Origin of the sequence: Centipeda infelix ATCC 43532 (genome assembly GCF_000234095.1) — a bacterium.
Classification (GTDB): domain Bacteria; phylum Bacillota; class Negativicutes; order Selenomonadales; family Selenomonadaceae; genus Centipeda; species Centipeda infelix.
In genome coordinates this window covers 394,596-420,738 of record NZ_JH376800.1, presented here as the reverse complement: position 1 = coordinate 420,738, position 26,143 = coordinate 394,596, and the positions used below count along the sequence as shown (strand labels likewise).

At 55.2% G+C, this 26,143-nt stretch carries 26 protein-coding genes and 1 pseudogene; 2 read left to right on the top strand and 25 right to left on the bottom strand.

Translation table 11 applies throughout. From position 1 onward, the window contains the following. Positions 1–16: 16 nt before the first annotated feature. The 13 genes and pseudogenes from HMPREF9334_RS10710 to HMPREF9334_RS10655 form a co-directional block, all read right to left on the bottom strand. Entirely contained in the window at positions 17–448 is a 432-nt protein-coding gene (locus HMPREF9334_RS10710; protein ID WP_006693485.1) for a YwiB family protein, read from the bottom strand. A gap of 98 nt (positions 449–546) precedes the next feature. Then, positions 547–636 (bottom strand): annotated as a pseudogene (locus HMPREF9334_RS12715) (secretion protein HlyD); the annotation flags it as partial. Between the two features lie 15 nt (positions 637–651). Continuing rightward, positions 652–1,116 (bottom strand): chemotaxis protein CheX, encoded by a 465-nt coding sequence (locus tag HMPREF9334_RS10705; protein ID WP_006693483.1) that lies wholly within the window; start codon positions 1,114–1,116, stop codon positions 652–654. A 3-nt stretch (positions 1,117–1,119) separates the two neighbouring features. Further along, entirely contained in the window at positions 1,120–1,983 is an 864-nt protein-coding gene (locus HMPREF9334_RS10700) for a response regulator (protein ID WP_006693482.1), read from the bottom strand. A gap of 67 nt (positions 1,984–2,050) precedes the next feature. Further along, the gene (locus HMPREF9334_RS10695; RefSeq protein WP_006693481.1) at positions 2,051–2,416 is read right to left on the bottom strand and encodes a VOC family protein; all 366 of its coding nucleotides are present in this window, start codon (positions 2,414–2,416) and stop codon (positions 2,051–2,053) included. A 63-nt stretch (positions 2,417–2,479) separates the two neighbouring features. Then, positions 2,480–3,952, bottom strand: a complete 1,473-nt coding sequence (gene putP, locus HMPREF9334_RS10690) for a sodium/proline symporter PutP (protein ID WP_006693480.1) — start codon at positions 3,950–3,952, stop codon at positions 2,480–2,482. A gap of 140 nt (positions 3,953–4,092) precedes the next feature. Beyond that, positions 4,093–4,254 (bottom strand): rubredoxin, encoded by a 162-nt coding sequence (locus HMPREF9334_RS10685; protein WP_006693479.1) that lies wholly within the window; start codon positions 4,252–4,254, stop codon positions 4,093–4,095. 148 nt (positions 4,255–4,402) lie between these two features. Further along, complete coding sequence (locus HMPREF9334_RS10680) at positions 4,403–5,170, bottom strand: response regulator transcription factor (protein ID WP_006693478.1); 768 nt, start codon at positions 5,168–5,170, stop codon at positions 4,403–4,405. Next, complete coding sequence (locus HMPREF9334_RS10675; RefSeq protein ID WP_006693477.1) at positions 5,163–6,857, bottom strand: sensor histidine kinase; 1,695 nt, start codon at positions 6,855–6,857, stop codon at positions 5,163–5,165. The genes HMPREF9334_RS10680 and HMPREF9334_RS10675 overlap by 8 nt, the downstream gene beginning before the upstream one ends. Before the next feature lie 232 nt (positions 6,858–7,089). Beyond that, the gene (locus HMPREF9334_RS10670) at positions 7,090–8,103 is read right to left on the bottom strand and encodes an extracellular solute-binding protein (RefSeq protein WP_006693476.1); all 1,014 of its coding nucleotides are present in this window, start codon (positions 8,101–8,103) and stop codon (positions 7,090–7,092) included. Between the two features lie 117 nt (positions 8,104–8,220). Beyond that, entirely contained in the window at positions 8,221–10,050 is a 1,830-nt protein-coding gene (uvrC, locus tag HMPREF9334_RS10665) for an excinuclease ABC subunit UvrC (RefSeq protein WP_006693475.1), read from the bottom strand. A 1-nt stretch (position 10,051) separates the two neighbouring features. Continuing rightward, a complete protein-coding gene (locus HMPREF9334_RS10660) occupies positions 10,052–11,719 on the bottom strand; it encodes a 2-isopropylmalate synthase (RefSeq protein ID WP_006693474.1) in 1,668 nt (555 codons plus the stop codon). A 114-nt stretch (positions 11,720–11,833) separates the two neighbouring features. Further along, positions 11,834–12,760 (bottom strand): DUF2156 domain-containing protein, encoded by a 927-nt coding sequence (locus HMPREF9334_RS10655; RefSeq protein ID WP_006693473.1) that lies wholly within the window; start codon positions 12,758–12,760, stop codon positions 11,834–11,836. 333 nt (positions 12,761–13,093) lie between these two features. Here HMPREF9334_RS10655 and uraA point away from each other — a divergent pair, with 333 nt between their 5' ends. Together uraA and HMPREF9334_RS10645 are read left to right on the top strand one after the other, a co-directional pair. Continuing rightward, positions 13,094–14,353 carry a uracil permease gene (gene uraA / locus HMPREF9334_RS10650; protein ID WP_039957535.1) on the top strand — a complete coding sequence of 420 codons (1,260 nt, stop codon included), beginning with the start codon at positions 13,094–13,096 and terminating at the stop codon, positions 14,351–14,353. Further along, the gene (locus HMPREF9334_RS10645) at positions 14,350–15,216 is read left to right on the top strand and encodes an RluA family pseudouridine synthase (protein ID WP_006693471.1); all 867 of its coding nucleotides are present in this window, start codon (positions 14,350–14,352) and stop codon (positions 15,214–15,216) included. The genes uraA and HMPREF9334_RS10645 overlap by 4 nt, the downstream gene beginning before the upstream one ends. 58 nt (positions 15,217–15,274) lie before the next feature. On the opposite strand, the gene HMPREF9334_RS10640 is transcribed toward HMPREF9334_RS10645, so the two are convergent. The 12 genes from HMPREF9334_RS10640 to HMPREF9334_RS10585 all read right to left on the bottom strand — a co-directional run bounded on the left by HMPREF9334_RS10640 (position 15,275) and on the right by HMPREF9334_RS10585 (position 26,086). Then, a complete protein-coding gene (locus HMPREF9334_RS10640) occupies positions 15,275–16,045 on the bottom strand; it encodes a basic amino acid ABC transporter substrate-binding protein (protein ID WP_006693470.1) in 771 nt (256 codons plus the stop codon). A gap of 99 nt (positions 16,046–16,144) precedes the next feature. After that, positions 16,145–16,441, bottom strand: a complete 297-nt coding sequence (locus HMPREF9334_RS10635) for a zinc-ribbon domain containing protein (protein ID WP_006693469.1) — start codon at positions 16,439–16,441, stop codon at positions 16,145–16,147. A 219-nt stretch (positions 16,442–16,660) separates the two neighbouring features. Further along, positions 16,661–17,587, bottom strand: coding sequence for a DUF1848 domain-containing protein (locus tag HMPREF9334_RS10630; protein ID WP_006693468.1), 927 nt, complete (start codon positions 17,585–17,587; stop codon positions 16,661–16,663). Positions 17,588–17,846: 259 nt separating this feature from the next. Then, positions 17,847–19,133, bottom strand: a complete 1,287-nt coding sequence (locus tag HMPREF9334_RS10625; RefSeq protein WP_006693467.1) for an ArsB/NhaD family transporter — start codon at positions 19,131–19,133, stop codon at positions 17,847–17,849. A 32-nt stretch (positions 19,134–19,165) separates the two neighbouring features. Further along, entirely contained in the window at positions 19,166–19,462 is a 297-nt protein-coding gene (locus tag HMPREF9334_RS10620; protein ID WP_006693466.1) for a hypothetical protein, read from the bottom strand. Positions 19,463–19,516: 54 nt separating this feature from the next. After that, entirely contained in the window at positions 19,517–21,184 is a 1,668-nt protein-coding gene (locus HMPREF9334_RS10615) for a glutamine--tRNA ligase/YqeY domain fusion protein (protein ID WP_006693465.1), read from the bottom strand. 30 nt (positions 21,185–21,214) lie between these two features. Continuing rightward, positions 21,215–22,003 carry an HD domain-containing protein gene (locus HMPREF9334_RS10610; RefSeq protein WP_006693464.1) on the bottom strand — a complete coding sequence of 263 codons (789 nt, stop codon included), beginning with the start codon at positions 22,001–22,003 and terminating at the stop codon, positions 21,215–21,217. A gap of 32 nt (positions 22,004–22,035) precedes the next feature. Then, positions 22,036–23,016, bottom strand: a complete 981-nt coding sequence (locus HMPREF9334_RS10605) for a cell division protein FtsZ (RefSeq protein ID WP_039957534.1) — start codon at positions 23,014–23,016, stop codon at positions 22,036–22,038. Between the two features lie 30 nt (positions 23,017–23,046). Then, positions 23,047–23,931 carry a DMT family transporter gene (locus HMPREF9334_RS10600; RefSeq protein ID WP_006693462.1) on the bottom strand — a complete coding sequence of 295 codons (885 nt, stop codon included), beginning with the start codon at positions 23,929–23,931 and terminating at the stop codon, positions 23,047–23,049. 3 nt (positions 23,932–23,934) lie between these two features. Continuing rightward, the gene (locus tag HMPREF9334_RS10595) at positions 23,935–24,654 is read right to left on the bottom strand and encodes an amino acid ABC transporter ATP-binding protein (protein ID WP_006693461.1); all 720 of its coding nucleotides are present in this window, start codon (positions 24,652–24,654) and stop codon (positions 23,935–23,937) included. Further along, a complete protein-coding gene (locus HMPREF9334_RS10590; protein WP_006693460.1) occupies positions 24,647–25,306 on the bottom strand; it encodes an amino acid ABC transporter permease in 660 nt (219 codons plus the stop codon). Before HMPREF9334_RS10590 ends, HMPREF9334_RS10595 begins: the two co-directional genes overlap by 8 nt. A gap of 291 nt (positions 25,307–25,597) precedes the next feature. Next, positions 25,598–26,086 (bottom strand): GNAT family N-acetyltransferase, encoded by a 489-nt coding sequence (locus tag HMPREF9334_RS10585; protein ID WP_006693459.1) that lies wholly within the window; start codon positions 26,084–26,086, stop codon positions 25,598–25,600. Positions 26,087–26,143 lie beyond the last annotated feature (57 nt).

Below are 26,143 nucleotides of genomic sequence, written 5' to 3'. Positions count from 1 at the left end.
CTTGATTGATTCTCCTTTACATCGGCTCAATTCGTATTTCCAACGTATTGTCGCTCTGCCGCACACCGTCCACATAGAGCGTATAGAAGATATATGCCTCCTCACGCCCATCCGGGAACACGCGGAGACGGAGGCGGCGCGTCAGCGTCTTGATGAGGAACGTACCGTATGGCGTACGGTAGTTGCTCGTACGCTCCTCCCCTGCGGCGAAATGCTGCGCATAGCGCACAACACCGCGCCGCTGGAGCATGATGCCTGCATCACTGATCCGCAGCACAGAGGGAACGACTGCCCCCTCGATGAGCTCGCTGTCATCATAGCTCACATAACGGCTCTCTCCACGCAAAAAACGCCGTCCGGTAACGGACAGCGCAATGCGGCTCTCCTCGCCAGCAGCATCCACCTGTCTCCCGTCCAGGAAGACACGTACCTGCTCCGCACCCTTCATCGAATACTCCCTCCGATAAAAAGTGTGTCCTGCACAGCCTAGGGAAGCACTGATAAATTCAGCCACGCCGTCTTAGCACATCTTTTTTGCCCTGTCTATGTCGACAACTCCTCCACATAGCTTTTGCTATGCGTCCGGTTTGTCTCCTTGACAGGACAAAAAATCTGCACCAATCCGACGGACTTCATTTTATCAGCGATTCCCTAATTCTGATCAACAGCGATCGCCAAATCCACCAGCTGACCGCTCAGATTCATCTCCACGACGAGATACTGCCCGTCGCTGATCTTGACCTCGAAGTCCTTTCCGACCGTCAGCGATGGTGTAGATATATCTACGTCCAGACCAAGTCCTGTGATGTTCGTCGCCGTGTGCGCCGTCAGCATATTGCTGAGCTCCGAAATCGCGCTCTGCGCCATCTCGTCGAACGCCTCAACCGGCATCCCCATCATCATCTGAGACGCGATGAACTTCGCCGTATCTTCACTCATATTGTAGACGACATTCCCACGGATCTGCTTTGTAAATCCGACCAGCATCGACACACCGAGACTCTTAACCCGCGACGAAGAGGCATAGAGCTTCGTTCGTGTCGGCTCCGGAAACCCCAACATCGGCATCACCGTTGTGAAGGCATCCACAAAAGGATTGATCAGTTTTGCATCCATTGATTACTCTCCCTCTGCAAAGCCCACATTCATCCGCACCATTCCGATTGGCAGGCGTATACTGATACAGAATGTCGTCATACGAGGGCTGACAATATGCACCTGGGAGCCGCGTATCGTCCCCGGCGGCGTCAAACGCAGTTCCTTTCCCTCAAGTACGTTGTTGATCTTCGAGACGGCACGTCCCGCCAGGATGTTCGCGGCCTCCTCTACGGCATCCACGGCCTCATCGTCATCGAGCTCTTCCACAGACGCACGCCCAAGCATGTGCATTGCAAACAGCTTGATCATCGGCTCATCCATGTAGAGAATCGCACGTCCCGTTGTGAATCCCGTAATGCCGATAATGACCGCCGCACCGCTCACATCAAGCGAGCGCGGCTCATACGGCTCGATCTCGGTCTCTCCCTCCATGCGGAGAAGCCCCGCAATTCCCTGTTGGAGGCCGCGCGCAAACGGTTTGGCATAAAGCTCACGAAAGACCGACTCCTGGCTTGCCGCCGACTCACAGATCAGATGGAGCGTGTCCACCAGATCGGACTTTGCCGCCGGCTTTTGCAAAAACGCACGAATCCCGATCGCCTTTCCCTGCGTGATGAGATTCAGATCCTTCATCGCACTGATCATCAGGATCTTCGCATCGGAATCTACGGTCAAAATCCGCCTGCTGCACTCCAGACCATTCGCATCGGGCAGATTCATATCCATCGTCACGAGATCCGGGCGCAACTCTGCGTAAAGACGAAGGGCCTCCACCGCATCCGCCGCCATGCCGCAGACCTCGAAATCCGTATCCCTTAAATTCTCGGCAATCATCACGCGGCTGATCTTAGAGTCATCCACGATCAGCACCCGTAATTTCCCCATACAACTTCACCCTCTTTTACGGATCACTTTATCCATCCGTTATTATAGCACGAAACAATGGCTTTCGTCACATGTTTTTTGGCAAAACTTCAACCCAATATCCATCCGGATCCTCGACGAAGTAAATCCCCATCGCCGCGTTCTCGTAGCAGATGATGCCCATCTCTGCATGTTTTTCCCGCGCCGCCGCATAATCGTCCGTGTAGAGCGCGAGGTGGAACTCCTTTTCCCCGAGATCGTACGGCTCTGTTCGCTCGTGCAGATAGGTCAGTTCCAGCTCAAAATCCGTTGCGCCGTCCCAGAGATAGACGAGCGTGAATCCCTCCGCCGCAAGGCGCCGCTTCTCACGAAAGCCAAACGCCTTTGCATAGAAATCCATGCTGCGCGCGAGATCAAGCACATTAAAGTTTACATGCGTAAATGTAAATGCCATGTTCTCCTCCCTCAAATAATATTGTATTACGGAAAAAATACAAATGCAGTAACAAATGCAAAACTATGCGCGATCCACGCGGTCAAAGAGCTCCGTCACCTCGGGCGCAGGCTCTGCGTCCAGCTTACTCACAATGTAAATCGCGAGAAGCCCAAGAATGAACCCCGGTACAATCTCGTAGAGCCCAAACAGTGCGAACTGCTTCCAGATCAGCACCGTCATACCGCCCGTCACAATCCCTGCAAGCACGCCGCGCTCCGTCGTACGCCGCCAAAACAGGCACATGAGGAGTGCCGGGCCAAACGCAGCACCAAAGCCCGCCCATGCATACGCCACCATATCGAGGATAAAATTGTCAGGACTCATGCCGAGGTAGATTGCCGCCGCTGCAATCACGAGCACCGAGAGACGACTCACCCAAACCAGCTCCACCTGCTGTGCGTGCGGACGGAAACTGCGCCGATAGATGTCCTGCGCAAACGCAGATGCCGCCACAAGGAGCTGCGCAGACGCTGTACTCATGATCGCTGCGAGCACCGCCGCGAGAATCAGACCGGCGATGACCGGAGGGAAGAGTTCCCCCGCCATCGCAAGAAAAACGGTCTCTGCCGCCGTTCCCTCAAGTGGAGTTTTCAAATAGACCGTGCCAACCATACCGACCAGAATTGCTGCGGAGAGCGAGATCACCACCCATGCCATTGCAATCCGTGTCGCCTGCGGCAGCTCCTCCGCATGGCGAATCGCCATAAAGCGCACGAGAATATGCGGCTGTCCGAAATAGCCGATGCCCCATGCCATGAGCGAAACAAACTCGATGAGCCCGAGCGTAGAGCCGTCCACCTTCGTGAGCGGCGAGAAAAACGAGGCATGCTCCGCGTAGATCAGATCCGCCGTCGCGCCGAAGCCGCCGAGCATGATTGCCGCGCCCACAGGCACAACAAGGATCGCAAAGAACATCATCACGCCCTGGATGAAGTCCGTGCGCGAGACGGCGAGAAATCCGCCGACAAGCGTGTAAAACACAACAACGCCCGCCCCCGCAAACAGAGCCGTCAAATATGGCAGGGCAAAGATCGTCTCGAAGAGACGCCCTGCAGCCACAAAGCCCGAGGACGTATAGAGGATAAAGAAAATCAGAATGAAGATCGCCGGCACAATGCGCAATGCCCCCGATGTCGCAAAAAAACGATTCTCGAAGAAATCCGGCAGTGTCAGTGAGTTGTTCGCCAGCTCTGTATAGACGCGCAGACGCGCAGCGATGAACTGCCAGTTCGCCCACGTTCCGAGCGCAAGCCCCAAGGCGATCCACCCTGCATTCAACCCCGCCATATAGGCGAATCCGGGCAGCCCCATGAGCATCCAGCCCGACATATCAGACGCCTCTGCACTCATCGACGTGACCCATGCACCGAGCTTGCGGTTGCCGAGAAAGTAGTCACTCATATTGCGTGTCCGTCGATAATAGTAGACACCGATCGCCATCATGACCAGCATATATACAACGAAGATGATGCTAATTTCAATTTTTTCTGCCAAATGTACGACCCCTCGCTCAAAAAACTATGCCGCTTATTATACGGGATTTTCCGCCGAAAAGCAAAGACATTTCAAAATAGGCTCATACCTTGACACGAAAAAAACCCCGCATACGCGGGGTCGCTCTTCTAAAAGCAGCACTACTCCTGCTGCTCGAACAGAGACTTGTCCACACCGCAGAGCGGGCAGACAAAATCATCCGGCAGATCCTCAAAAGCTACACCGGGAGCCAGATCGTAGTCGGCATCCCCGGCCGCCTCATCGTAGACCCAGCCGCAAACTGTACAAACCCATGTCTTCATAAGAAACCCTCCTCATCAATAATACACAGCTTTGATCTATAATACACAGATGTATCAGGAAGTCTATCTCACGTACAAATTACTACCCAATAACAATTATTATATTACACCATTTTTTTGTGTTTTACCAGTCTTTTCATAAAACCCCTTATAGATTTTTTCTATGACGGTATTCCGTCGGCTTGACCCCCATGTGTTTTTGAAAAATTTTGCTGAAATAGCGTGTGTCCTGATAGCCGCACGCCGCGGCGACCGCGTAGATCTTCTCGTCGCTCTCGCGCAGCAGCTGCCCAGCACGACGCAGACGACAATCTGTCAGATATGCACTGAACGAAGTTCCGCAGCGCGCAAAAAGCTTGTGAACATAGCTTACACTGAGACCGAGCTCATCCGCGACCTCACGAACGGTAATCGGCTCTGCCATATGCTCCTCCATGTGACGCACGGCATGGAGCAGATAGCCACGAATCGGCTCCTCGGCGGGAAGATCAAGATGGACGTAGTCCGCCTCCGCTGCGTCAGGTGATTGCATGGGCAGACGCCGTGCCGCGATATGATCTGCTGCAAGACGCACGGCAGCGGCAAGCTCCTCGTCGTCGAGCGGCTTCAGGAGATAGGCACATACCCCGAGAGAAATCGCTTGCTGGGCATATTCAAACTCGCTGTATCCCGAGAGAATGATGTACTCCGCATCCAGCTCTTCGCGCAGGCGTGCGATCACGTCCAGACCCGAAAGCCCCGGCATCTTGATGTCCACAATCAGCACGTCTGGATGTCGCTCACGCGCAAGGAGAATGCCCTCCATCCCGCTGCCCGCCGTCCCGATTACCTCCGCGCCAAAATCCCCCCATGGTGTCAGGCGCATAATGCCCTGCCGCTGCATGGGTTCGTCGTCTATAATGAGCACTTTAATCATAATGAGGAGCCTCCTCCATGCGCTTCAGCGTCAATATTACCTCCGTTCCCTTCCCCTCTGTCGAGTGCAGCGTAATTCCGCAGTCCTCATCCCCGTTCAGCACCGCACGCATATGCACATTGTAAAGGCCAAAATGATTATCATCGTGCCGCTCCAGCACTTCCTTCTGTCGCTGCGATGACATTCCCTGTCCGTTGTCCTTCACGCGAAAGACGAGATGTCCGTTCTCCCGCCTCCCCGTAATTGTAATACGCCCGCCGCTCTCCGCCATCTCAATGCCGTGCCGAATCGCGTTCTCCACGAGTGGCTGCAAAATCAGCTTCGGTACATAGCATCCATACGCCGTTGAATCGACACGCACTGAGACCTTCAGCCGCCCCGCAAAACGCCGCTGCTGGATCTTCAGATAGGTACGCAGAAAGGTCAGTTCCTCTGCCACCGTCACAAAGTCCTTCATGCTCACCGAGGCGCGCAGGAGTTTGCCGAGCTGTACTGCGATATCGGCTGCGCCATCGCTGTCCCCGAGCTTTGCACTCCACTTGATGAGGTTGAGCGTGTTATACATGAAATGCGGCTTAATCATCTCCGTCAGAGATTTCACCTGCGCCACGCGCAGCGTCCGCTCACGCTCCCTGTTCTCTGCGAGTAGGACGCGGATATGCTCGATCAGACGATTGAACGTCAGTGCGAGCTCACCGATCTCGTCGGTGCGGCGAACCTCCACTTGCACGGAGAAGTCATCACTGCTGCGCACGTGTCCCATTGCCGTCGCGAGCGTATGCAGCGGCCGCCAGAGATGGCGGCTCAAACGATAGGCAAGATATGCCGTCACGCCGAGTGCAATCACGTCCACCATCAGCACAAGGCGGAACAGATAGTCCAGCGGCGCAGAATCCAGACGCTGTCGCAGATGCACGACAAAGCCTGTAGCGGGCGAGGTATACGCATAGTCGCGGAACACGGACTCCATCGGCTCTGTCCCCGTCTGCGGCAGCAGTGCCGAGGAAAAGCCCTCGCGGTGATGATCGAGCATATCCATCATCACATAGTGATAGCGATCCGTCAGGATGATCTGCCCCTCGTTGCCGTCCTGCACACGCTGAATGAGCGGTACAAGAGCCTCACGCCGTATATCGATGACGGCAAAACCGAGAAGTTTATCCCCCTCCCGAATTGCACGTGCCATCGAAAAAACCGTCTCCCTGCGATCCGCCTCATAACGGTCTGCCGAAATCAGTACCCAGTTCTGCCCCTTTACTGCACGTCCGAGCAGTCCCCAGTGCAGATTTTCCGGGAGGCGGTAGTCATGCGGCAGATCGTCCGTCGCAATGACCTGTGCACCGTCTGACGAGAGTAGGTAAATCGCGGCCTCCCCCGTACGTCCCGCAAGAATCCCATAGAGATCGCCGTAGATGTGTTCCACATTGCCGCGTGCACCGCGCAGAAATGCGAGTGTCTCCGCACGCACAAGCAGTGGATTCATCAGTCGTTCATAACTCTCAACAAGATTGTCGATCTCACGCGAGATGCGCTGTACCTCCGCACGTCCGCTCTTCGCCTGCGTATTCTCATAGACACGATCCGCGGCATAGAGAATCATCACGGAAGCAAGCAGAAGGGGAAAGAGACCGCCAAAGAACAAATACGCCAGCAGACGTTTTTGATAACTGATCCGATATCGATCCATAACAAAGACAGCCCCTCTCCTGCTGTGATATACACAACGGAAAAACGAGGAAAATGCCCCTCAATCTTCAGACTATATAGAAAGAATACGGATAAATTCCATTTCTGTCAAGCAAAATTATAAATAAATCGTAATGTATACTTTTATGTTCAGACAAAGGAAAAACCGCCACACTAAGTGACGGTCTTGGAAGGGGAAAATATGGGAATGGGGGATGGGGGGAAATGGGGATTTATTTGATAACCGCTGCGCGCCATTTGCTTAGGAACTCGTCCCGAAAGGAGACGGCGCGCTGCGTATCAAACCGAGTATGAGGAATCTCCGATAATGGACGGAGATTCGGAGGTGTCGAGATATCGACACGGGATGAGCGAAATTCATAAGAGCCGAGACGCCCATGAACCTCACGGCTCATCGCAAAATCAAGGAATTTCTTTGCATTGTCTGCATGCGGAGCATTTTTGATGATCGCAATGCCGGTCGAAGAAACCGTTGTCCCCTCTCGAGGATAGACAATCTTGATATGTGCATCACCTTTGATGTATTTGAGCACCGGTTCTTCAAACGTCGCTGTGACTGCATACGCCCCATTTGAGAGCGCCTTGATCTGCTCCGCCGAACTGCCGATGATGCGTCCATTGAGCTGCTCCGCCATCTGCCCGATGACAGCTGTGTCGCCGCCCAGGGCATCCATCATCGTGAGAAGCACGATGTAGGCATGATTCGATTTGGCAGGGTCTGCGAGGGCAATGCGTCCACGAAATTTCGGATCGAGAAGATCTCGCCACCCCTTCGGGGCATTCGCCTCACTCACCAGATCGGTGTTGTAGGCGATGACGTAAGGATCCATCGTCATATTGTAGAAGACATTGTCTCTGCGTACAAAATCAGATTGAATTGCAGACTTCTCGGGAAACACGTAGGGTTCGAGATAGGGTGTGAGTGCAACATAGGCATCCGCCGTGCCGCCCCAGATAATATCACCGCGTGGTTTTTCCTGCTCCGTGCGCACACGCGCCATGAGTTCATCCGAAGTCCCGCAGACAAGCTGCACCTGTATGCCGGTCTCTTCCTGAAACTCCTTGGCAAGCGAAGCCGTCCAGTCCTCGTCATTGCAGTTGTAAACTACCACAACATTGGCGTCCGACCGCACAGGCTGCGGTTCTGCAGCGCAGGCCGTAAGGAGAAGTGCCACGGCGAGGAGAAGCGCCGCACCCCACATCTGCATACGTTGAAAGATGATCATCGTGCGACACCTCCTCAACGAGATGTCATCAATTTCAAATCTTTTTTGTTATTATAGAATTATCAGAACTAATATGCAATTAGGCAATTCATCAATTTGGTATGATAATCCTATCTTCTATTGTTTTCCACGCAATTCCCGTTGTGCCTCGAAGAAATGAACCACCGCCTCCGCCGAAGGGCGATTCATTCCGGGGACACTGGCGAGTTCGTCGACCGAAGCCGCCTTAATCTTGTCCAGTGTTCCGAAGTGAGTCCAGAGTGCCTGACGCCGCTTCGGACCGACACCGACAATATGATCCAATACAGAAACAAGATTGCGCTTACCGCGCAGTTTGCGATGAAACGTGATCGCAAAGCGGTGCGCCTCGTCGCGGATGCGCTGAATGAGATAGAGGGACGGACTGCGGCGCGGCAGCTCGATCGGCTCGGAATTCCCTTCGGTAAAGACGAGCTCAAACTGCTTGGCAAGGCCGACGACGGGAACATTTTTATGTCCCGCCTCATTACGAATAATCTCAAGTGCGGAGGAGAGCTGTCCCTTCCCGCCGTCGATGATGATGAGATCAGGCAACTCCTCTTCAGACAGCCCCACATAACGGCGTGTTGTGACCTCGCGCATGGAGAGAAAGTCATCCGGCTTGCCCTCCGCGCTCTTGATCTTGAAGCGGCGATAGTCCGACTTCTTCGGCATACCACCCTCAAACACAACCATCGAGGCAACGGTCTCCTGCCCCTGATTGTGTGAGATGTCGAAGCACTCCATGCGATACGGCGGCTTCTTCAGACCAAGGTAACGCCCGAGCTCCTCGACTGCACCGAGTGTCTGCTCATCCGCAAGGCTGCGCCGCGTCTCCTCGTCCGCGAGGAATTTCTCCGCATTCCCCGTCGCCATCACGATGAGATCGTGCTTTGTTCCGCGTTGCGGCGTGAGGAGAGCGACCTTTCCCCCGCCCTTTTTCTCTGCAAGAAAGCGTTCGATGATCTCCTGTCCCGTCGCCTCAATCGCACACGGGAGCAGCACCTCACGCGGCACAAATGTCGCCTGATTGTAGTACTGCTCAAGAAAGGCGCGTAGGATGTCCGCATCGCTCTCCTCCTCGCTCCCGCGCAGAAGAAAATGCTCACGTCCGATCATCTTACCGCCGCGAATGAAGAAGATCTGCACGCAGACGCCCGCTGCCGAGCGCGCCATGCCGACGGCATCCTGATCGCCTGCGCCCGTGACGATATTCTGCCGCTCCGCCGCCTTACGTACGGCACTGAGCTGATCTCTGAGACGTGCCGCCGTCTCGAAATGATAGGCTTCCGCCGCAAGATTCATGCGGTGTTCCAGCTCGCGCTCCACATCGTCCGTCCGCCCCTCGAGAAAGAGCAGGACGGCACGGATCATCGCGCAGTAATCCTCCTCCATCACCTTGCCCACACAGGGCGCGAGACAGCGCTTGATGTGGTACTCAAGGCAGGGACGATCGGGCATTGTCCGACACGTGCGCAGAGGAAAAAGGCGCTTCAGGAGCTTCAAGCTGTCCCGCAGCGCCGTCACATTCGTATAAGGGCCGAAGTAGCGCGCCCCATCACGTACAACACGCCGCGTGATGAAGACGCGCGGATATTCCTCCTGCACCGTCACCTTTACATAGGGGTAACTCTTATCGTCCTTCAGTCGAATATTATACCGAGGACGATGTTTCTTGATCAGGTTTGCTTCCAGAATCAAAGATTCGACTTCGTTCGCGGTCATGATGGTCTCGAAGTCGGCGACGTGCGAGACCATTGCCCGCACCTTCGGAGCCTGATTTCGGCTGCTCTGGAAATACTGCCGCACGCGGTTCTTGAGGACAATTGCCTTGCCCACATAGATGATCTTCCCGCGTGCGTCCTTCATGATGTAGACACCCGGCGAATCGGGCAGCAGTTTCAGTTTTTCGGCAACAAGGTCTGTCACCTCAGTGTCCCGCCTTCATGCGGTTGATCGCACTGAACAGGGCAAGGATGGACGAGGTGATGATATCCGTATCCAGTCCAGCGCCCCAGTAAACATTGCCGTCCTCCCCTGTGATGCTGATATAGGAGATGGCACGCGAGGTCTGCCCGATCTCAAGCGCGTGTTCGCTGTAAGTCAGATTCGTATAGCAAAGCCCCAGATTTGCCTGCATGGCGTTCGAGATCGCGTCGAGGCGGCCATTGCCGCGTGCCTCATACATGCGGTCCTCACCGTCCACCTTGAGGTGAACATCGCCCATGCGCGTGCCATCCGGCTGTTTTTTGAGATGGAAGTCTGAAAGCTCGAACGGAAAAATGACATTGACATAGGTGTCCATGAACACCTTGTAGATCTCGTCCGGCAGGAGTTCTTTGTGTCCACTGTCGGACACGGACTTCACGCGGTAGCTGAGATCCTCGCGCATCTTCTTCGGCATGCTGATGCCATACTGCTGCTCCATGATGTAGCCAACGCCGCCCCGCCCCGACTGACTGTTGATGCGGATGACATCGCCATCGTACGTACGTCCGATATCCTTCGGGTCGATGTAGAGGTATGGCAGCGACCAGTACTGCGGCTTGTTCTCATCCCAGTACTTCATACCCTTGGCGATCGCATCCTGATGCGAGCCGGAGAACGCGGCAAAGACGAGCGAACCCGAGTACGGCTGACGCGGATTGACCTGCATACGCGTCACCTGCTCATAGACCTCGACAAGATGCGGGAGATCGGAGAAATCGAGATGCGGATCGACACCAAGTGCGAACATATTCATCGCAACCGTGATGATGTCGACGTTGCCCGTGCGCTCCCCATTGCCGAAAAGCGTACCCTCGACGCGATCCGCACCTGCGAGCAGCCCCATCTCCGCATCCGCCACACCGCAGCCGCGGTCGTTGTGCGGATGGAGGGAAAGAACGACACTGTCGCGGTATTTCAGCCGCTCGTTGACATAGGCAATCTGCATGCCATAGACGTGCGGCATCGACATTTGAACTGTCGAGGGAAGATTGATGATCGCCTTGCGGTCGGGGGTCGGCTGCCACACATCGAGAACGGCATTGCAGACCTCGAGCGCATACTCCGGCTCTGTCCCCGTAAAGCTCTCGGGCGAATATTCAAACCGATAGTTCGCCCCCGCCTCATCTGTCAGTTGCTTGAGGAGCTTTGCGCCGTCCACGGCGATCTGGAGGATCTCCTCCTTCGAGCGCGCAAAGACCTGCTCACGCTGCGCCGCAGACGTGGGGTTGTAGACGTGCACGATTGCATTCTTCACGCCGCGCAGCGCATCAAATGTCTTGCGGATGATGTGCTCGCGTGCCTGCGTCAACACCTGCACGGTCACATCGTCGGGGATAAGATTGTCCTCGACGAGACGGCGCAGGAACTCATACTCCGTCTCCGACGCAGCAGGGAAACCGACCTCGATCTCCTTGAACCCCACGCGCACGAGAAGATCGAAGAACGCAAGCTTCTCGTCCAAACTCATCGGGATGATAAGTGCCTGATTGCCGTCGCGCAGATCGACCGAGCACCAGATCGGTGCCTTGTTGGGCGCATCCTTACGCAGCCAATCCAGGCAGATCTCGGGCGGCATATAGTAACCCTTGGTGTACTTCACGTGATTCATGATCGTTCCCCCCGCATTGTCAAAACATCCTTATAAAACAAGAACGTCCCTCGCCGCTTATGTGGGGCGAAGGACGAGCCTACGTTATCCTAGCGTTGTGCTATCTTACCATATTCACGAGCAGTTTGCAAACCCGACCAAGGTCGCGTTAAACTTCTCAATCAACTTTTCGGGCTTGTAGGATTCCTTTGCCTTGCGCAGCCCCTCGATCCCCATATCCTCCTCGCGGTTGATGTAGGTCAGATGGCTCCATGCATGCTCCACGAACCCCTGATTGATCGCGGGATAGGCGCCACGCAGCTCGGGGTCCGCCTTCTCTACATGAATGACCGCCGTATCCGTGTTCAGCTGCTCGCCAAAGGTAAAGGCGATGACGCGTCCCCCGAGCAGGATTGCGCCGCCCTTCAGGCCAAAGTCCTCGAAGTTGTTCAGCACCTCAAGGATTGCCGTGCGTTCGTAGCCGATGAACGGATCAACCGTACCGTCCTCCTGCTTATGCTGTTTGTACCAGCTGTTCAGCTCAAGCTTACACAGCGTCACGATCTCATCCGTAATCGGTACGAACTCCGCGTCGGGGTGTTCCTTACGAAACGCATTCAGATGGTTCTTCTTCGAGTGCAGCTTGCGTCCCGCGAGTGTGATGAGCTTTTCCGAAAGATATACATAGTCGAAGTTATCGCGGTCGGCAACCACCTCGAAGTTCACGCAGTTGCATTCGCGCAAAAAATCCGCATAGCTGCGCTCCATATCATAGATGTGAAAGGGCTGCTCGATGTCCTCAAAGTACGCGAGCAGCTTCTTCGTCGCTGCGGGGTAAAGTGCGGGATCGCAGAATGGCTGCAGCGCCGACACACGAGCCTTCCATTCGCTCACCACGTAGAGGACATTATCTTCCTCCGCAACGTGAACGTGGAACGGCTCGCGCCACATATAGAGATTTGTAAAGTTAAAATGCGAATTCTCGTAGTAATTCGCACGAAAATAGCGATCAAGCAGGGGCTTGTCTTCCTTTGTCAAGGCATGAAATTCGATGAGTCTCACCTTCCAATCGGCTTTACTAATAAAAGTTCTCCTAACGGTTTCATTATAACAAAGCCGTCAAGCCCTGCTTAAGGAATCGCTGATAAAATGAAGTCCGTCAGATTGGCGTAGATTTTTTCGTCCGAACAAGGAGGCAAACCGGACGCATAGCCAAAGCTATGTGGAGGATTTGCCGACACAGTGCGGGTAAAAAAGATGCGTCAAGATGGCGGCGCTGAATTTATCAGTGCTTCCTTAAATCCACAGGAATGCACGGATAATGATTGTCCCCCGCCGCTGTCTATGGTATCATAGGGACGCTATGTTATGATCCATTTGAAACGGAGTGATCTTATGTCCCAAAAGACGATTGACACCACGGAGCGCCCGCCGCTCCTAACCACCATCCCGCTGTCCCTGCAGCACCTTTTCGCCATGTTCGGCTCGACTGTACTCGTTCCGATCCTCTTTCATGTCAACCCGGCGACCGTGCTGCTCTTCAACGGTATCGGTACACTGTTCTACCTCATCCTCTGTAAGGGGAAAATCCCTGCATACCTCGGCTCGAGTTTCGCCTTCCTCTCCCCTGTCTTCCTCGTGCTCTCCGAGTACAGCTATGAAGCGGCACTCGGCGGCTTCATCATCGTCGGCATTGTGTTCTGTGCGGTCAGCTTCATCGTACATACCATCGGAACAAGTTGGATCGACGTGATCTTCCCGCCTGCCTCGATGGGCGCGATCGTCGCCGTCATCGGGCTTGAACTCATGCCCACGGCAGCAGGCATGGCGGGGTTGACGGGCGAAAATACGGATGCAACCGTAATCTTCGTCTCGATTGCGACCCTCGCCATCACCATTTTTGCCTCGATGGCATTCCGTGGCTTCCTCTCCATCATCCCGATTCTCATCGGTGTGGTCGCGGGCTACATCATCGCATTCTGCGCGGGAATCGTCGATCTCTCGCACGTTGAGAGTGCGCCGTGGTTTGCGATCCCGACCATCTACACGCCGGAGTTCGACCTGCGCGCGATCCTCATCATCCTGCCCGCCTCCATCGTTGTTGTCGTGGAGCACATCGGGCATCTCATCGTGACGGGCAACATTGTCGGACGCAACCTCGCAAAGGATCCGGGGCTCGACCGCTCCCTCCTCGGCAACGGTATCTCGACTATCTTCTCCGGTTTCTTCGGCTCAACGCCGAATACAACCTACGGGGAAAACATCGGCGTACTCGCCATCACAAAGGTATACTCCACATGGGTCATCGGCGGTGCTGCCATCTTCGCAATCCTGCTCTCCTGCCTCGGCAAACTCGCTGCACTCATCCAGAGCATCCCCGTTCCCGTCATGGGTGGTGTCTCCATGCTGCTCTTCGGTGTGATCGCCGCCTCAGGGATCCGCATCCTCGTCGAGGCAAAGGTGGACTACAACAACCCGATGAACCTCCTCCTCACCTCCATCGTCATGGGTATCGGTGTATCGACGGCAAGCCTTACCATCGGCACAGTCACACTGCGTGGCATGGCACTTGCGACCGTCATCGCCATCATTCTTTCCATCTCCTTCCGCATCATTCTCGCGCTGCGCCGTCAGGGGCAAACGCACAGCGAATGACGAAGCATATCATAACGCTGCCCGAGGGCGCGGAATGTCCCGCAAAGGCATATCTGATGCGCGTGTGCGGAGTTTCCTCGGGGCTCTGGAAACGCATCAAGCACAGCGGAACATTCGCTGTAAACGGCATACCCGCCATCGCCGCGCATACCACGCTGCGCACGAGTGACATTGTATCCTATGAGCTGCCGATCGTCAGCTCCGTCACCCCCGAGCGTCTTCCGCTTGCAATCGTGTACGAGGACGTGGATCTGCTCATTATCGACAAGCCCGCAGGTCAACTCGTGCATCCGACGACAAAGGAAGCGCACGGAACGGTCGCAAATGCCATACTTGGTCTTTACGAAGAGCGTGGCATACGACTTGACTTTCACCCATGCCACCGCCTCGATCGCAATACAACGGGACTCCTGCTCATCGCGAAACATCCCGAGGTGCAGTATCAAATTGCAAAGCAAAGCACTCTGACACGCGAGTACCTTGGACTAATTGACGGAATGCTCACACCAACGGAGGGCACGATCGACGCGCCCATTGCGCGTGCACTGCCGAGCATTATCCTGCGCTGCGTCTCTCCTAATGGAAAACCGGCGCGTACGCATTATCAAACGGAGTGGACGAACAGACGACATTCCCTCCTGCACTTGCGGCTTGAGACGGGGCGCACGCACCAGATTCGTGTGCATCTCGCCCACCTCGGCCATCCCCTGCTCGGTGACGACCTATACGGCGGCAGCACAGAGCTCATCCCACGCCACGCACTCCATTCAGCCCAGCTCACCCTCACGCATCCGCACACAGGTGAGCGGCTCTCTGTAACGTCCCCCCTGCCTAATGATATGGCTCGCATCCTATCACTGTAAACACAAAAAGCCCCGCAGACGGAATTTTTCCATCTGCGGGGCTTTCCTAGATGCGCGCTTACTTGCTTGCGCCGAACCACTTCTGATAGATCTTATCGTATTCGCCGTTCTCGTGCAGCTTCTTGAGCGCCTCATTGACCTTCTTCTGGAGGTCAGCGTTGTCCTTCGCCATCGCAATGCCGTAGTCCTCGGCAGAGAGCTTGTCCGCAAGCGACTTCACGCCGACTGCCTGTGTCTGGTTGATGTAGTAATCATTGACGGGGCGGTCATTGACAACGGCATCCACGCCACGCGCCTTGAGCTCCATAAAGCAGTCTGCGGGCGTATTCAGCTCCGTGACCGTAACGCCCTCCATCTCCTTGACCATATTCGCACTCGTCGTGCCGATCTGGACGGCGACCTTGTGCCCCTTGAGATCCTTGAACGACTTGATCGCCTCCTCATCGCTGCGGACGATCATCGTAAGACCCGACTGATAGTACGGATCGGAGAAATTCACCTTCTGCTTGCGCTCATCATTGATCGTCATGCCGCTGATGATGACATCGATGTTCTTCGCCTGAAGCGCAGGGATCAGGCCATCAAAGCCAATGTTCTGGATCTCCGCCTCGCTGCCCATCTCCTTTGCGACCGCACGGATGAGATCCATGTCGAAGCCCTGATATTCCTTCTGTCCCTCATCCTGGAACTCGAACGGTGCGAAGTCCACTGCTGCACCCACGCGCAGCACCTTTGCATCCTGCTTCGCCTGATCGCCGCCACCGCAGCCAACAAGCGCGAGACTCACGAGAGCACCGGTCAGAACAAGTGCCAATTTCTTCAGTTTCATAGGGAAGCCTCCTCAAATGAGATAAAATCAAAAGAGGGACGCCGCACACAAGGCAGCAATCCCTCCCATGAAGGAACCCGAAAGTCCCTCAAAAAATCCTTAGAAACGTGCTGCGCGCTTCGCGTTGAAGCAGTCGCGGCAGTAGACCGGACGATCCGTCTTCGGCTCGAACGGGACTTCCGTGTCCTTGCCGCACTCGGCACAGACCACATGGAACATCTGACGCTCGCCGCTGCGCTGCTCGTCACGACCGCGACGACGCTTGTCACGGCAATCACGGCAGCGTGCCGGCTCGTTCTCAAAGCCCTTCTCTGCGTAGAACTCCTGCTCACCAGCGGTGAATACGAAGTTGTTGCCGCATTCCTTGCATACGAGTGTCTTGTCTTCAAAAGCCATTCTTCCACAATCTCCCTTGAATAATTATAGAGTCTCTCCATTCGCCGAACTGGGAAAGCGTTCACTGAGATTATGGTACGGGTAAGCTTGATTACATAAACAAGGCTTCACTCGTTCATTGAACGACTATCAGGTCTTGAGGAACGGATTTCAACGCTCTGTATTATACAGATGTTTTTCATAAAGTGCAAGCATTTTTTCTATACCTCAAAAGATTGCTCAAAACAGGCTCTCCTGAACGTCCAGCCAACTCACCTGCACCGCATCATGCACACGATCGCCCGCCTCTGCGTACCCGATGAGAAAGGGAGATGCAGGATCGTGGCGGCGGCGGTTCCTCTGCACACGCGTAAAATGCGTATTTGCGTAGCAGTAACGGCAGAGGTGCGGACAGCTGTCGTACACGCCGATATCCGTGCCGAGATAGCAGTCGCACTCCTTGCGCTGCCGCTGATACTTCGGGAATCGAATCCGTTGCCCGAGCGCGCGCTCATAGATACGTGGTGTCATGCAACCGCCCGTATCCGCGCCAAATACAGTAAGTTCATCCCCATTGCCACAGGGATAGACAGTCATGCCGTATGCTTTTGCCGTCTCCACGATATACGCGCCGAGTTCCAACCGTTCCGCGTGCGTCACCTCGCGCCCCTCGGGGAAGTTCCGCCGCGTCTTGGCATAGCGCATGAGAAAGCTGATGACGACCATCTCAGTCGCACCTGCAAGCATCTCTGCCATCATGGAAAACTGTCCTCGATGCCAGTCAACCGTATGTCGTCCATCGATAATGATGGGATCATACCGCCAGCCGACCGCGCGCACGCCGACAATCTCCGAGAGCCGGCGAAAGGCGCGCGCGACCTCCTGCCACGGCGGCACATGCGGCTCGATGGCCCTTCCGTAGGGCGTGATGGTAACGTACCAGAACTGTCCGAACGGCGCGAGAAGAGTCATGTGCGGGAGCATGGGCGCGGGATTTTTCGTGCAGAATGCAATGAGATCGACAACGGACGGATCAAGGCGGTAGCGCGTAACCTGCTGCTCATCGTAGGGATTGCGTACACAGACCTCACCCGCACGCAGACGGTTCGCGAACCACGGCGCATAGAACGCAGGGATGTCCGTGCGCATTCCCGTATGCAGTATCATTGCCATCCTCCTTTTTTATCATAGCATAGCACACGCAACCGCAAAGATAAATCCCCGACCGTCGAAGCAGTCGGGGATTCCGATATCACACCGCTTAGGGAAGCACTGATAAATTCAGCCGCGCCATCTTGACGCATCTTTTTTGCCCGCACTATGTCGGCAAATCCTCCACATAGCTTTGGCTATGCGTCCGGTTTGCCTCCTTGTTCGGACGAAAAATCTACGCCAATCTGACGGACTTCATTTTATCAGCGATTCCTTAGAGATAGCGAATGCAGACGTAGATGTTCGAGATAATGATGGTGAACGTCATGATCGGGAGTGCGATCTTCATGAAGCCTATGAAGGAGATCGGACGTCCGCGCTGCGCCGACATGGACGCAACGACGACGTTTGCACTCGCACCGATGAGCGTTCCGTTGCCGCCAAGGCACGCGCCAAGCGCGAGCGACCACCAGAGCGGATCGAGGTTCGTGAGCCCCATTTGCCCCATATCCTGAATCAGCGGAATGAGCGTCGCAACAAACGGAATGTTGTCGATGAATGCCGATGCGAATGCGCTCATCCACAGGATGAGGATCGCCGTTGCTTCGACATCGCCGCCCGTCGCCTTGATCGCCTCTGCAGCAAGCATTCGAATCACGCCCGTCTCAACAAGCGCGCCGACGAGGATGAAGAGTCCGCCGAAGAAGAAGATTGCCGGCCACTCGATCTTGGAGAGCACCTTGACAATCGTGTTCTCGTCACGCGTCGCCGTGAGGAGGAGCAGCAGCCCTGCGCCCGAGAGAGCGACCGTTGCAGACTCAAGCCCGAGGCTGCCGTGCAGGACGAAGAGTGTGATCGTCAGAAAGATGACGGCAAGGCATTTGCGCAGGAGACTATGATCGGTAATCTGTGCCCCTGCAGGCAGACGCATGATCTTGTCCTGGAGCTCCGGCTGTGTGTGCAGACTCTTTCGGTAAAGCGCGATAAGAATGAATTGTACCAAGATAAAGATAATTATTGAGACGAGTGTCAGATTCTCCACAAACGCCATAAAGTCGAGACCGACGGCACTACCAATCATGATGTTCGGCGGATCGCCGATGAGGGTTGCCGTACCTCCGATATTTGAAGATAGGATCTGCGATATGAGGTAGGGCATGACATCGACTTTGAGCTGCGATGTAATGCTGAAGGTGATGGGCACGGTCAGCAGAACCGTTGTGACGTTGTCGAGCAGCGCCGAGCAGACCATCGTGATGGTCGAGAGCACGACGAGGAGGGCGATCGGCTGCGCCTTGACCTTCTGTGCCGCCCAAATCGCAAGGAAGTTGAACAGCCCTGTCTCACTCGTGATGTTCACAATAATCATCATGCCCATGAGGAGTCCGAGCGTGTTGAAGTCGATATGGTGGACTGCTGTCTCCTGGCTGATAATCCCAAAGAGTATCATGAGCATTGCGCCAAACAGTCCGACAATGGTACGGTGTACCTTTTCGGAAATGATGAGCGCATAAGCGATGACGAAGATGACAATCGCCACAATCGTTGCATTTTCCATCATTACACATCCTTCTTCTCGTTACGAGAAATCCATCACGTTGCCGTGATGATTACCTGTCGGCCCTTGCGCTGAATCTTGAGCCGATAGTGCTGCACACCTTCCTGTGCCAGAGACAGCTTCAGCTCCATCAGCGCGCGACCGAGTTCATCCACCTGTGCGGAGGAAAGCCCCGCACGGGCAAGGTCGGCGGGAGGTTCATGTGCCGCTTGAGCACGTGCGCGTTCCTCTGCCTGCCGCTCCTTTTTCAGCAAAACCTCGGCGAGAGTTTCCTCCTCCTCAAAGCCCTGCATCATATCCTTGTCAGATCGGTTCTTCGGTATTTTTGCCACGGCAAACCTCCTTATGCTGTGCAAGACAACACATACGCATGGTTCGAGAGGGCTCTACTTCACCTTGCTCCACGAGTCCTTCAGGCCGACCACACGATTGAACACAATATGATCCGGTGTGGTATCCGGGTCAACCACAAAGTAACCGACACGCAGGAACTGATAGTGTGCACCTGCCGCCATAAGACGAACACTCGGCTCAACCTTCGCATCCGTCAGCACCACAAGCGAGTGGGGATTCAGTGCGTCGATAAAATTCTCTGGTACCTCCTCACCCTCGGGGATATCGCGCAGGAGGCTCTCATAAAGCCGAACCTCCGCCGTGAGCGCGTACTCTGCCGCGACCCATTGAATCGTCCCCTTCACCTTGCGGTTCGCCGCAGCACCGCCGCTCCGCGTCTCAGGGTCATACGTACAGCGCAGCTCCGTGATCTCTCCTGCAGCATTCTTTATGACTTCCTCACATTTGATGATGTAGGCGTGCTTGAGGCGTACCTCGCCGCCCGGCTTCAGACGGAAGAACTTTTTCGGTGCATCCTCCATAAAGTCCTCGCGGTCGATATAGAGTTCACGCGCGAACGGCACATAACGCTGTCCGCCGTGGGTGGGGCTGTTCTCCGCGAGCAGATACTCTGTCTCGCCCTCGGGATAGTTCGTGAGGACGATCTTCAGCGGACGCAGCACTGCCATGATGCGCGGCGCATTGCGGTTCAGTTCGTCGCGGACACTGTGCTCGAGCATGGCGTTATCGACCGTGCTGTTGCTCTTCGCGACGCCGATCTCCTCACAGAACGCACGAACTGCTGCAGACGGATAGCCGCGGCGCCGCATCCCCGAGATGGTCGGCATACGCGGATCATCCCAGCCGCGCACATGCCCCTCCTCGACGAGCTGACGCAGCTTGCGCTTGCTCGTGATCGCCCCCGAGAGATTGAGACGCGCGAACTCGATCTGGCGCGGACGCTCCCCCGCAGGGAAGCCAAGTGCCTCAAGCAGCCAGTCATAGAACGGACGGTGCTCCTCGAACTCAAGCGTGCACAGCGAGTGCGTAATGCCCTCGATTGCATCTGAGATCGGGTGCGCGAAATCATACATCGGATAGATACACCACGCATCCCCCGTCCGATGGTGTGGTACATGCGCGATACGATAGATCACCGTGTCGCGCATCACGAGGTTCGGCGATGCCATGTCGATCTTTGCACGCAGGACACGTGCCCCATCGGGGAACTCACCTGCACGCATCCGCCTGAAGAGGTCGAGATTCTCCTCCACGGAGCGGCTGCGGTACGGGCTTTCCACCCCCGGCTCGGTCAGCGTACCGCGATGGGCACGGATCTCATCCGCCGAGAGATCATCCACGTATGCAAGTCCTTTTTCAATCAATGTAACTGCATAGTTATACATCTGCTCGAAGTAATCCGACGCATAGAAGCGGCGATCCCCCCACGAGAAGCCGAGCCAGCGGATGTCCTCCTGGATGGAGTCCACATACTCGACATCCTCCTTCGTCGGATTCGTATCGTCAAAGCGCAGATTGCACAATCCGCCGTAGTCCTCGGCGACACTAAAGTTGAGACAGATGGACTTCGCATGCCCGACATGCAGGTAGCCGTTCGGCTCGGGCGGGAAGCGCGTGTGAATCCCCTCCGTGTGCCGTCCCGCACGCAGATCTTCGTCGATGATATTTCGGATAAAATTCGATGTCTTTACGTCCGCCATGTCCCTACCCCTCGATCCGTATAATTTCAATCAATCGTTCTGTGCGCAGAGCCGTTCGATATAGGCGCGCAGACGCGCAACGCCCTCGGCAATTCCATCCTGCGCCGGAAGGCTCTCAATAAAGGCGTCCACATAGCCACGTTCCACAATACGGCGCAGTGTCCACATGAAATTGATGTCATAGATCCACATGAGCCGCACAATCTTGCGGTCACCGTGCGTACGCAGACGATAGTAGTCCGCCTGTCGTCCCGCCGCGAAGTCCGCCACAAATTCAGGGCTGACCTCCTGCGCCGCATCCGACGGTACGAAGTGCGGTGCTTTCTCCGCCGCATCGGGCGCGAGAAACGGAAGGAGGACACGATAGATGTCAAGCTTGTCCGCGTCGCGAATGAGCTTCGCGAAAAACAGCTTTCGCTCATCGTCCGTCGGCGCAATTTCCTTTTTATTGTGGTACTTGATGGAAAAACGCACAATGTCAGCATCCTGTGGACGAAGCCGCGCCAAAAAGTCTACTTCCTCCGCGAGCACTTTCAGCCCAAGCTCCGCATGATCCTCTGATTGTGCATCATTGAACGTCTGATAGACAGCATACTGCCGAAACCGCCCCACATCGTGAAAGAGCCCGATAATCTCGGCGAGTGCTACATCATGTGCATTGCAGCCAAGGTGCTTTGCAAGTGCACGCGCATTCGCCGTCACATAGCCCGTATGAATCTCCTTCAGGCGGATCCCGCGCATGACATCTGGGTCATCCGCGCGGAAGGAACGCATATAGACATTCATCCATGCATGCATTTCTTGCAGGAGCTCTTCCATCTGCGTTCCTCCTTTCACAAACTTTGTCCGAATCAGCCCTCAGAAGCAGGGATATAGCTGTCATCAAAATCCGTTGCAATGAGTGTCGCCTGCACCCTGCCCGCCATCTCCGGCTGCACGACAAGCCCCACGATCACGTTGACCTCGGGGTGTGCACTCTTATGAATATAGTGTACCGCCTCATCCACATCGCGTAAGCTCATCGTAGGATCGCCTGTGAGGTTCAGTACAATTCCGCGCGCTCCATCGATGCCGCGGTCGATGAGCGGACTCTCGACTGCCTTCCGTACCGCCTTCTGAGGACTTACGTCCGTACCGATCGCGAGCAGGGCATCACTCGATGCTCCCTGTCGGAAGATCGTTGTCACATCGGAGAAATCGACGTTAATAATCCCCGTTGTGAGGATCAGCTCCGCCACACAACCGACGGTCTGCCGTAGAACCTCATCCGCAAGGGCAAAGGCCTCGACAAAGGACATATTTCGATCCGGCGCGATCTTGAGTAGGTTGTCATTGCGGATCGTAATGAACGCATCCGTACGTCCCTGCATTTTGGCGATCCCCACCTGTGCCGTCTGTGTCTTGCGCGGCATCTCGAAGTGAAACGGCATCGTCACCACACCAATCGAGAGAATGCCCATATCCTGCGCGATTTCTGCAACAACAGGTGCTGCCCCCGTCCCGAAGCCTCCACCCATCGTCGCCGCAATGATAACGAGGTCAGATCCTTCGAGCATCGTACGGATCGCCTTCTCCTCCTCACGTGCCGCCTGCTCGGCAATCTCGACTCGTCCGCCTGTACCGCGTCCATTCGTCAGTTTCTCCCCGACGGGCAGAACCGTAATCCCCTGCTTGTGCAGCGTATTCAGCTGACGCAGATCAGAGTTGATCCCAATGAGTGTGATGTCGAGGTCGTATTTTTCACGCACACAACGCACAATATTGTTGCCGCCGCCGCCCACGCCGACCACCTTGATTGTTATTTTTGGTTTAATGATTTCAGCTGCCGGCATATACATACTCCTATCGAAGTACCGATTCCATCAGTTTCTTTGCAATTTCCCTGTCCCGCGCACCTGCGCCATAAGCGCACCACCGAGGAGAAGCGCACAGCCCAACATCTGAATGCCGCTCATCGTCTCCCCGAGGATGATCCACCCCGCCACGGCGGCGAAGATCGCCTCCGTCGACATGAGGATCGCCGCCTGTGTCGGCTCTACATATGCCTGTCCGAGAATCTGACAGGTGTAGGCGACACCGCAGGAAAAAATCCCCGCATAGAGAATGGGAACCGCTGCATACCAAAGATCCATCCAGACGAATGTCTCGTAGACGACAGCGAGTGCCGTACTCCCAATGGTGCAGACAATCATCTGCATCAAGCATAGTTCGATGGGATCTACCGCACGCGCAAAGCGATCAATGAGGAGAATCTGCCCCATCCAGAAAAAGGAACAGAGAAAGACGAGGACGTCCCCCGTGTTGAGTGTGAGCGCCCCATGTACAGAGAGAAAGTAGACCCCTGCAAAGGCGAGCAGAGCGCCGCCCCACTGTGCTGCGCGTACGCGCTGTCCAAGCAGGACAGCGGCGAGCGGAACAAGGACGATGTAGAGCGTCGTGATGAACGCCGTCTTTCCTGCCGTCGTATAGAGAAGCGCGACCTGTTGGAGCGTCACGCCAACAAACATCGCAAGCCCCACGGGAATCCCCGCGCGAAATCCTGAGTGGAATGTTCCCGCACGGCGCTCTGCGGCACGCTTACCACGATAGGCATACCAAAGAGTCCCAATCAGGAGTGTGCCGAGTGCGAAACGGGAGGCTGCGTAGGTATATGGACCGAGCCCCTCCATCCCGAGGATCTGGGCGACAAAGGTTGTGCCCCAAAAAAACGATGCCGCCAGCAGCATCAACGTCCCACGCAGGCGCATCAATCAAAGCACCTTCGACAGGAAGCTGCGTGTGCGTTCCTCCTTTGGATGTTCGAACACCTCACGCGGCGCACCAGACTCAATAATGCGTCCCTCATCCACGAAGAGCAGGCGGTCGCCCACCTCACGGGCAAAGCCCATCTCGTGCGTGACAACGACCATCGTCATACCCTCGTTCGCAAGCGCACGCATGACATCGAGCACCTCACCGACCATCTCCGGATCGAGTGCCGAGGTTGGCTCGTCGAAGAGCATAACCTTCGGATGCATGGCAAGCGCACGCGCAATCGCGACGCGCTGCTGCTGACCGCCCGAGAGGTTGTCGGGATAGGCATCCGCCTTTTCCGCAAGCCCTACACGTCCGAGCAGTTCACGCGCTGTCTTCTCCGCTGCATCGCGTGCGACGTGCTTCACCTTCATCGGTGCGAGCATGATATTCTCAAGCACCGTCATATGCGGAAAGAGGTTGAACCGTTGGAACACCATGCCAACCTCTTCACGCACCTTGTTGATATTCGCCTCGCTTGAGAGCGTGATCCCGTCAACGATGACCTCGCCCCCCGTCGGCTCCTCGAGATGGTTCATGCAGCGCAGCAGTGTGCTCTTGCCCGAGCCCGAAGGACCGATGATAACGACGACCTCTTTCTCATCAATGGAGAGATCAATCCCCTTCAGCACTTCGTCTGCGCCGAAGGCCTTACGCAGCCCCTTAATCTCAATCATGGACGCGACACCTCCGTTCCAGATATGCGACAAAGCGCGAGATCGTCAGCGTCATCACAAGGTAGATGACGGCGACACTCATCCAGATTTCAAACGATCCATAGGTCTTTGCGATGATGAGCTGCCCGCGGCGCGTCAACTCCTCAAAGCCAATGACCGAGACCAGAGACGAATCTTTGAGCATGGCAATGAACTCATTGCCAAGCGGCGGGATAACGCGTTTGAACGCCTGTGGCACGATGATGTAGCGCATCGTCTGCAGCCACGTCATGCCGAGCGAGCGTCCCGCCTCCATCTGTCCATCGTCGATGGACTGGATACCCGCACGGAAGATCTCCGCCACATACGCTCCCGAGTTGATGCCACACGCTGAGATTGCCGCGATGAATGGGTCGATGCGCTGCCCCGTGATGACGGGCAGGGCAAAGTAAAAAAGGAAGATCTGCACGAGCAGTGGTGTTCCGCGGAAGAACTCCACATAGACCTCTGCAAGCATACGCAGGAGGCGCAGATTCGAGATGCGCGCCACACCCACGATCAGACCGATCACAAAGCCGATCGCCGTCGACAGCACCGTGATCTGTATCGTAACCCCCGCGCCGATGAGCAGCAACGGGAATGAGTTGATGACGAGATTCATATCAAAAGTCATAAGCCCATCCATTCTCCCCGTATAGATTTAGGAAGCACTGATAAATTCAGCCGCGCCATCTTGACGCATCTTTTTTGCCCGCACTGTGTCGGCAAAGCCTCCACATAGCTTTGGCTATGCGTCCGGTTTGCCTCCTTGTTCGGACGAAAAATCTACGCCAATCTGACGGACTTCATTTTATCAGCGATTCCTTATAATTCCAATGACAATCTTGCATAAATAGCCGTTCTCCATATTATATTTCAATCGCAGAGTGCTGTCAATAAATTCAGGCTCTTTGCGACTGCTATATTATGTTAATTCACATTCCCAAATCTCACGGCACATCTCTCTGTTTTTGTCCCACTTATTGTAGGCTTCGTTCTTCGTCCGATGAAATCCAAACTTAGCGTAAAGATGGCGTGCAGGTTTCAATAGATCAAGCGTCCCCAAAAAAAGATGACGATAACCTTTCTTGCGGCAAAAAGAAATCGCCTCGGCCAGCAGACGATTTCCAAGCCCATGTCCCTGCACATCCATATCTACGCCGAGCCAACGCAGCTGTGCCCTGTCCGTGTCTTTTTTGATGACTGCGATATCGCCGACCATCTTTCCATCAAGCTCGGCAATCCACATCTGACTGCCCGCCAAATCATCGTAGAGCTCCGCCATCCCCCGCAGCATCTCCTGCTCATAAAATCCGTTGAAGCCATACTGACGCCTGTAGAGTTCGTATTGAAAATAACAAACCTTGCTTGGATCTCCCGGCTGATAGGTACGAAGTATAATCTCACTTACCATCTTCTCATCCCCATCTTATTTCAATTAATGAATGAAATTTCCCCCATAAGCACACAG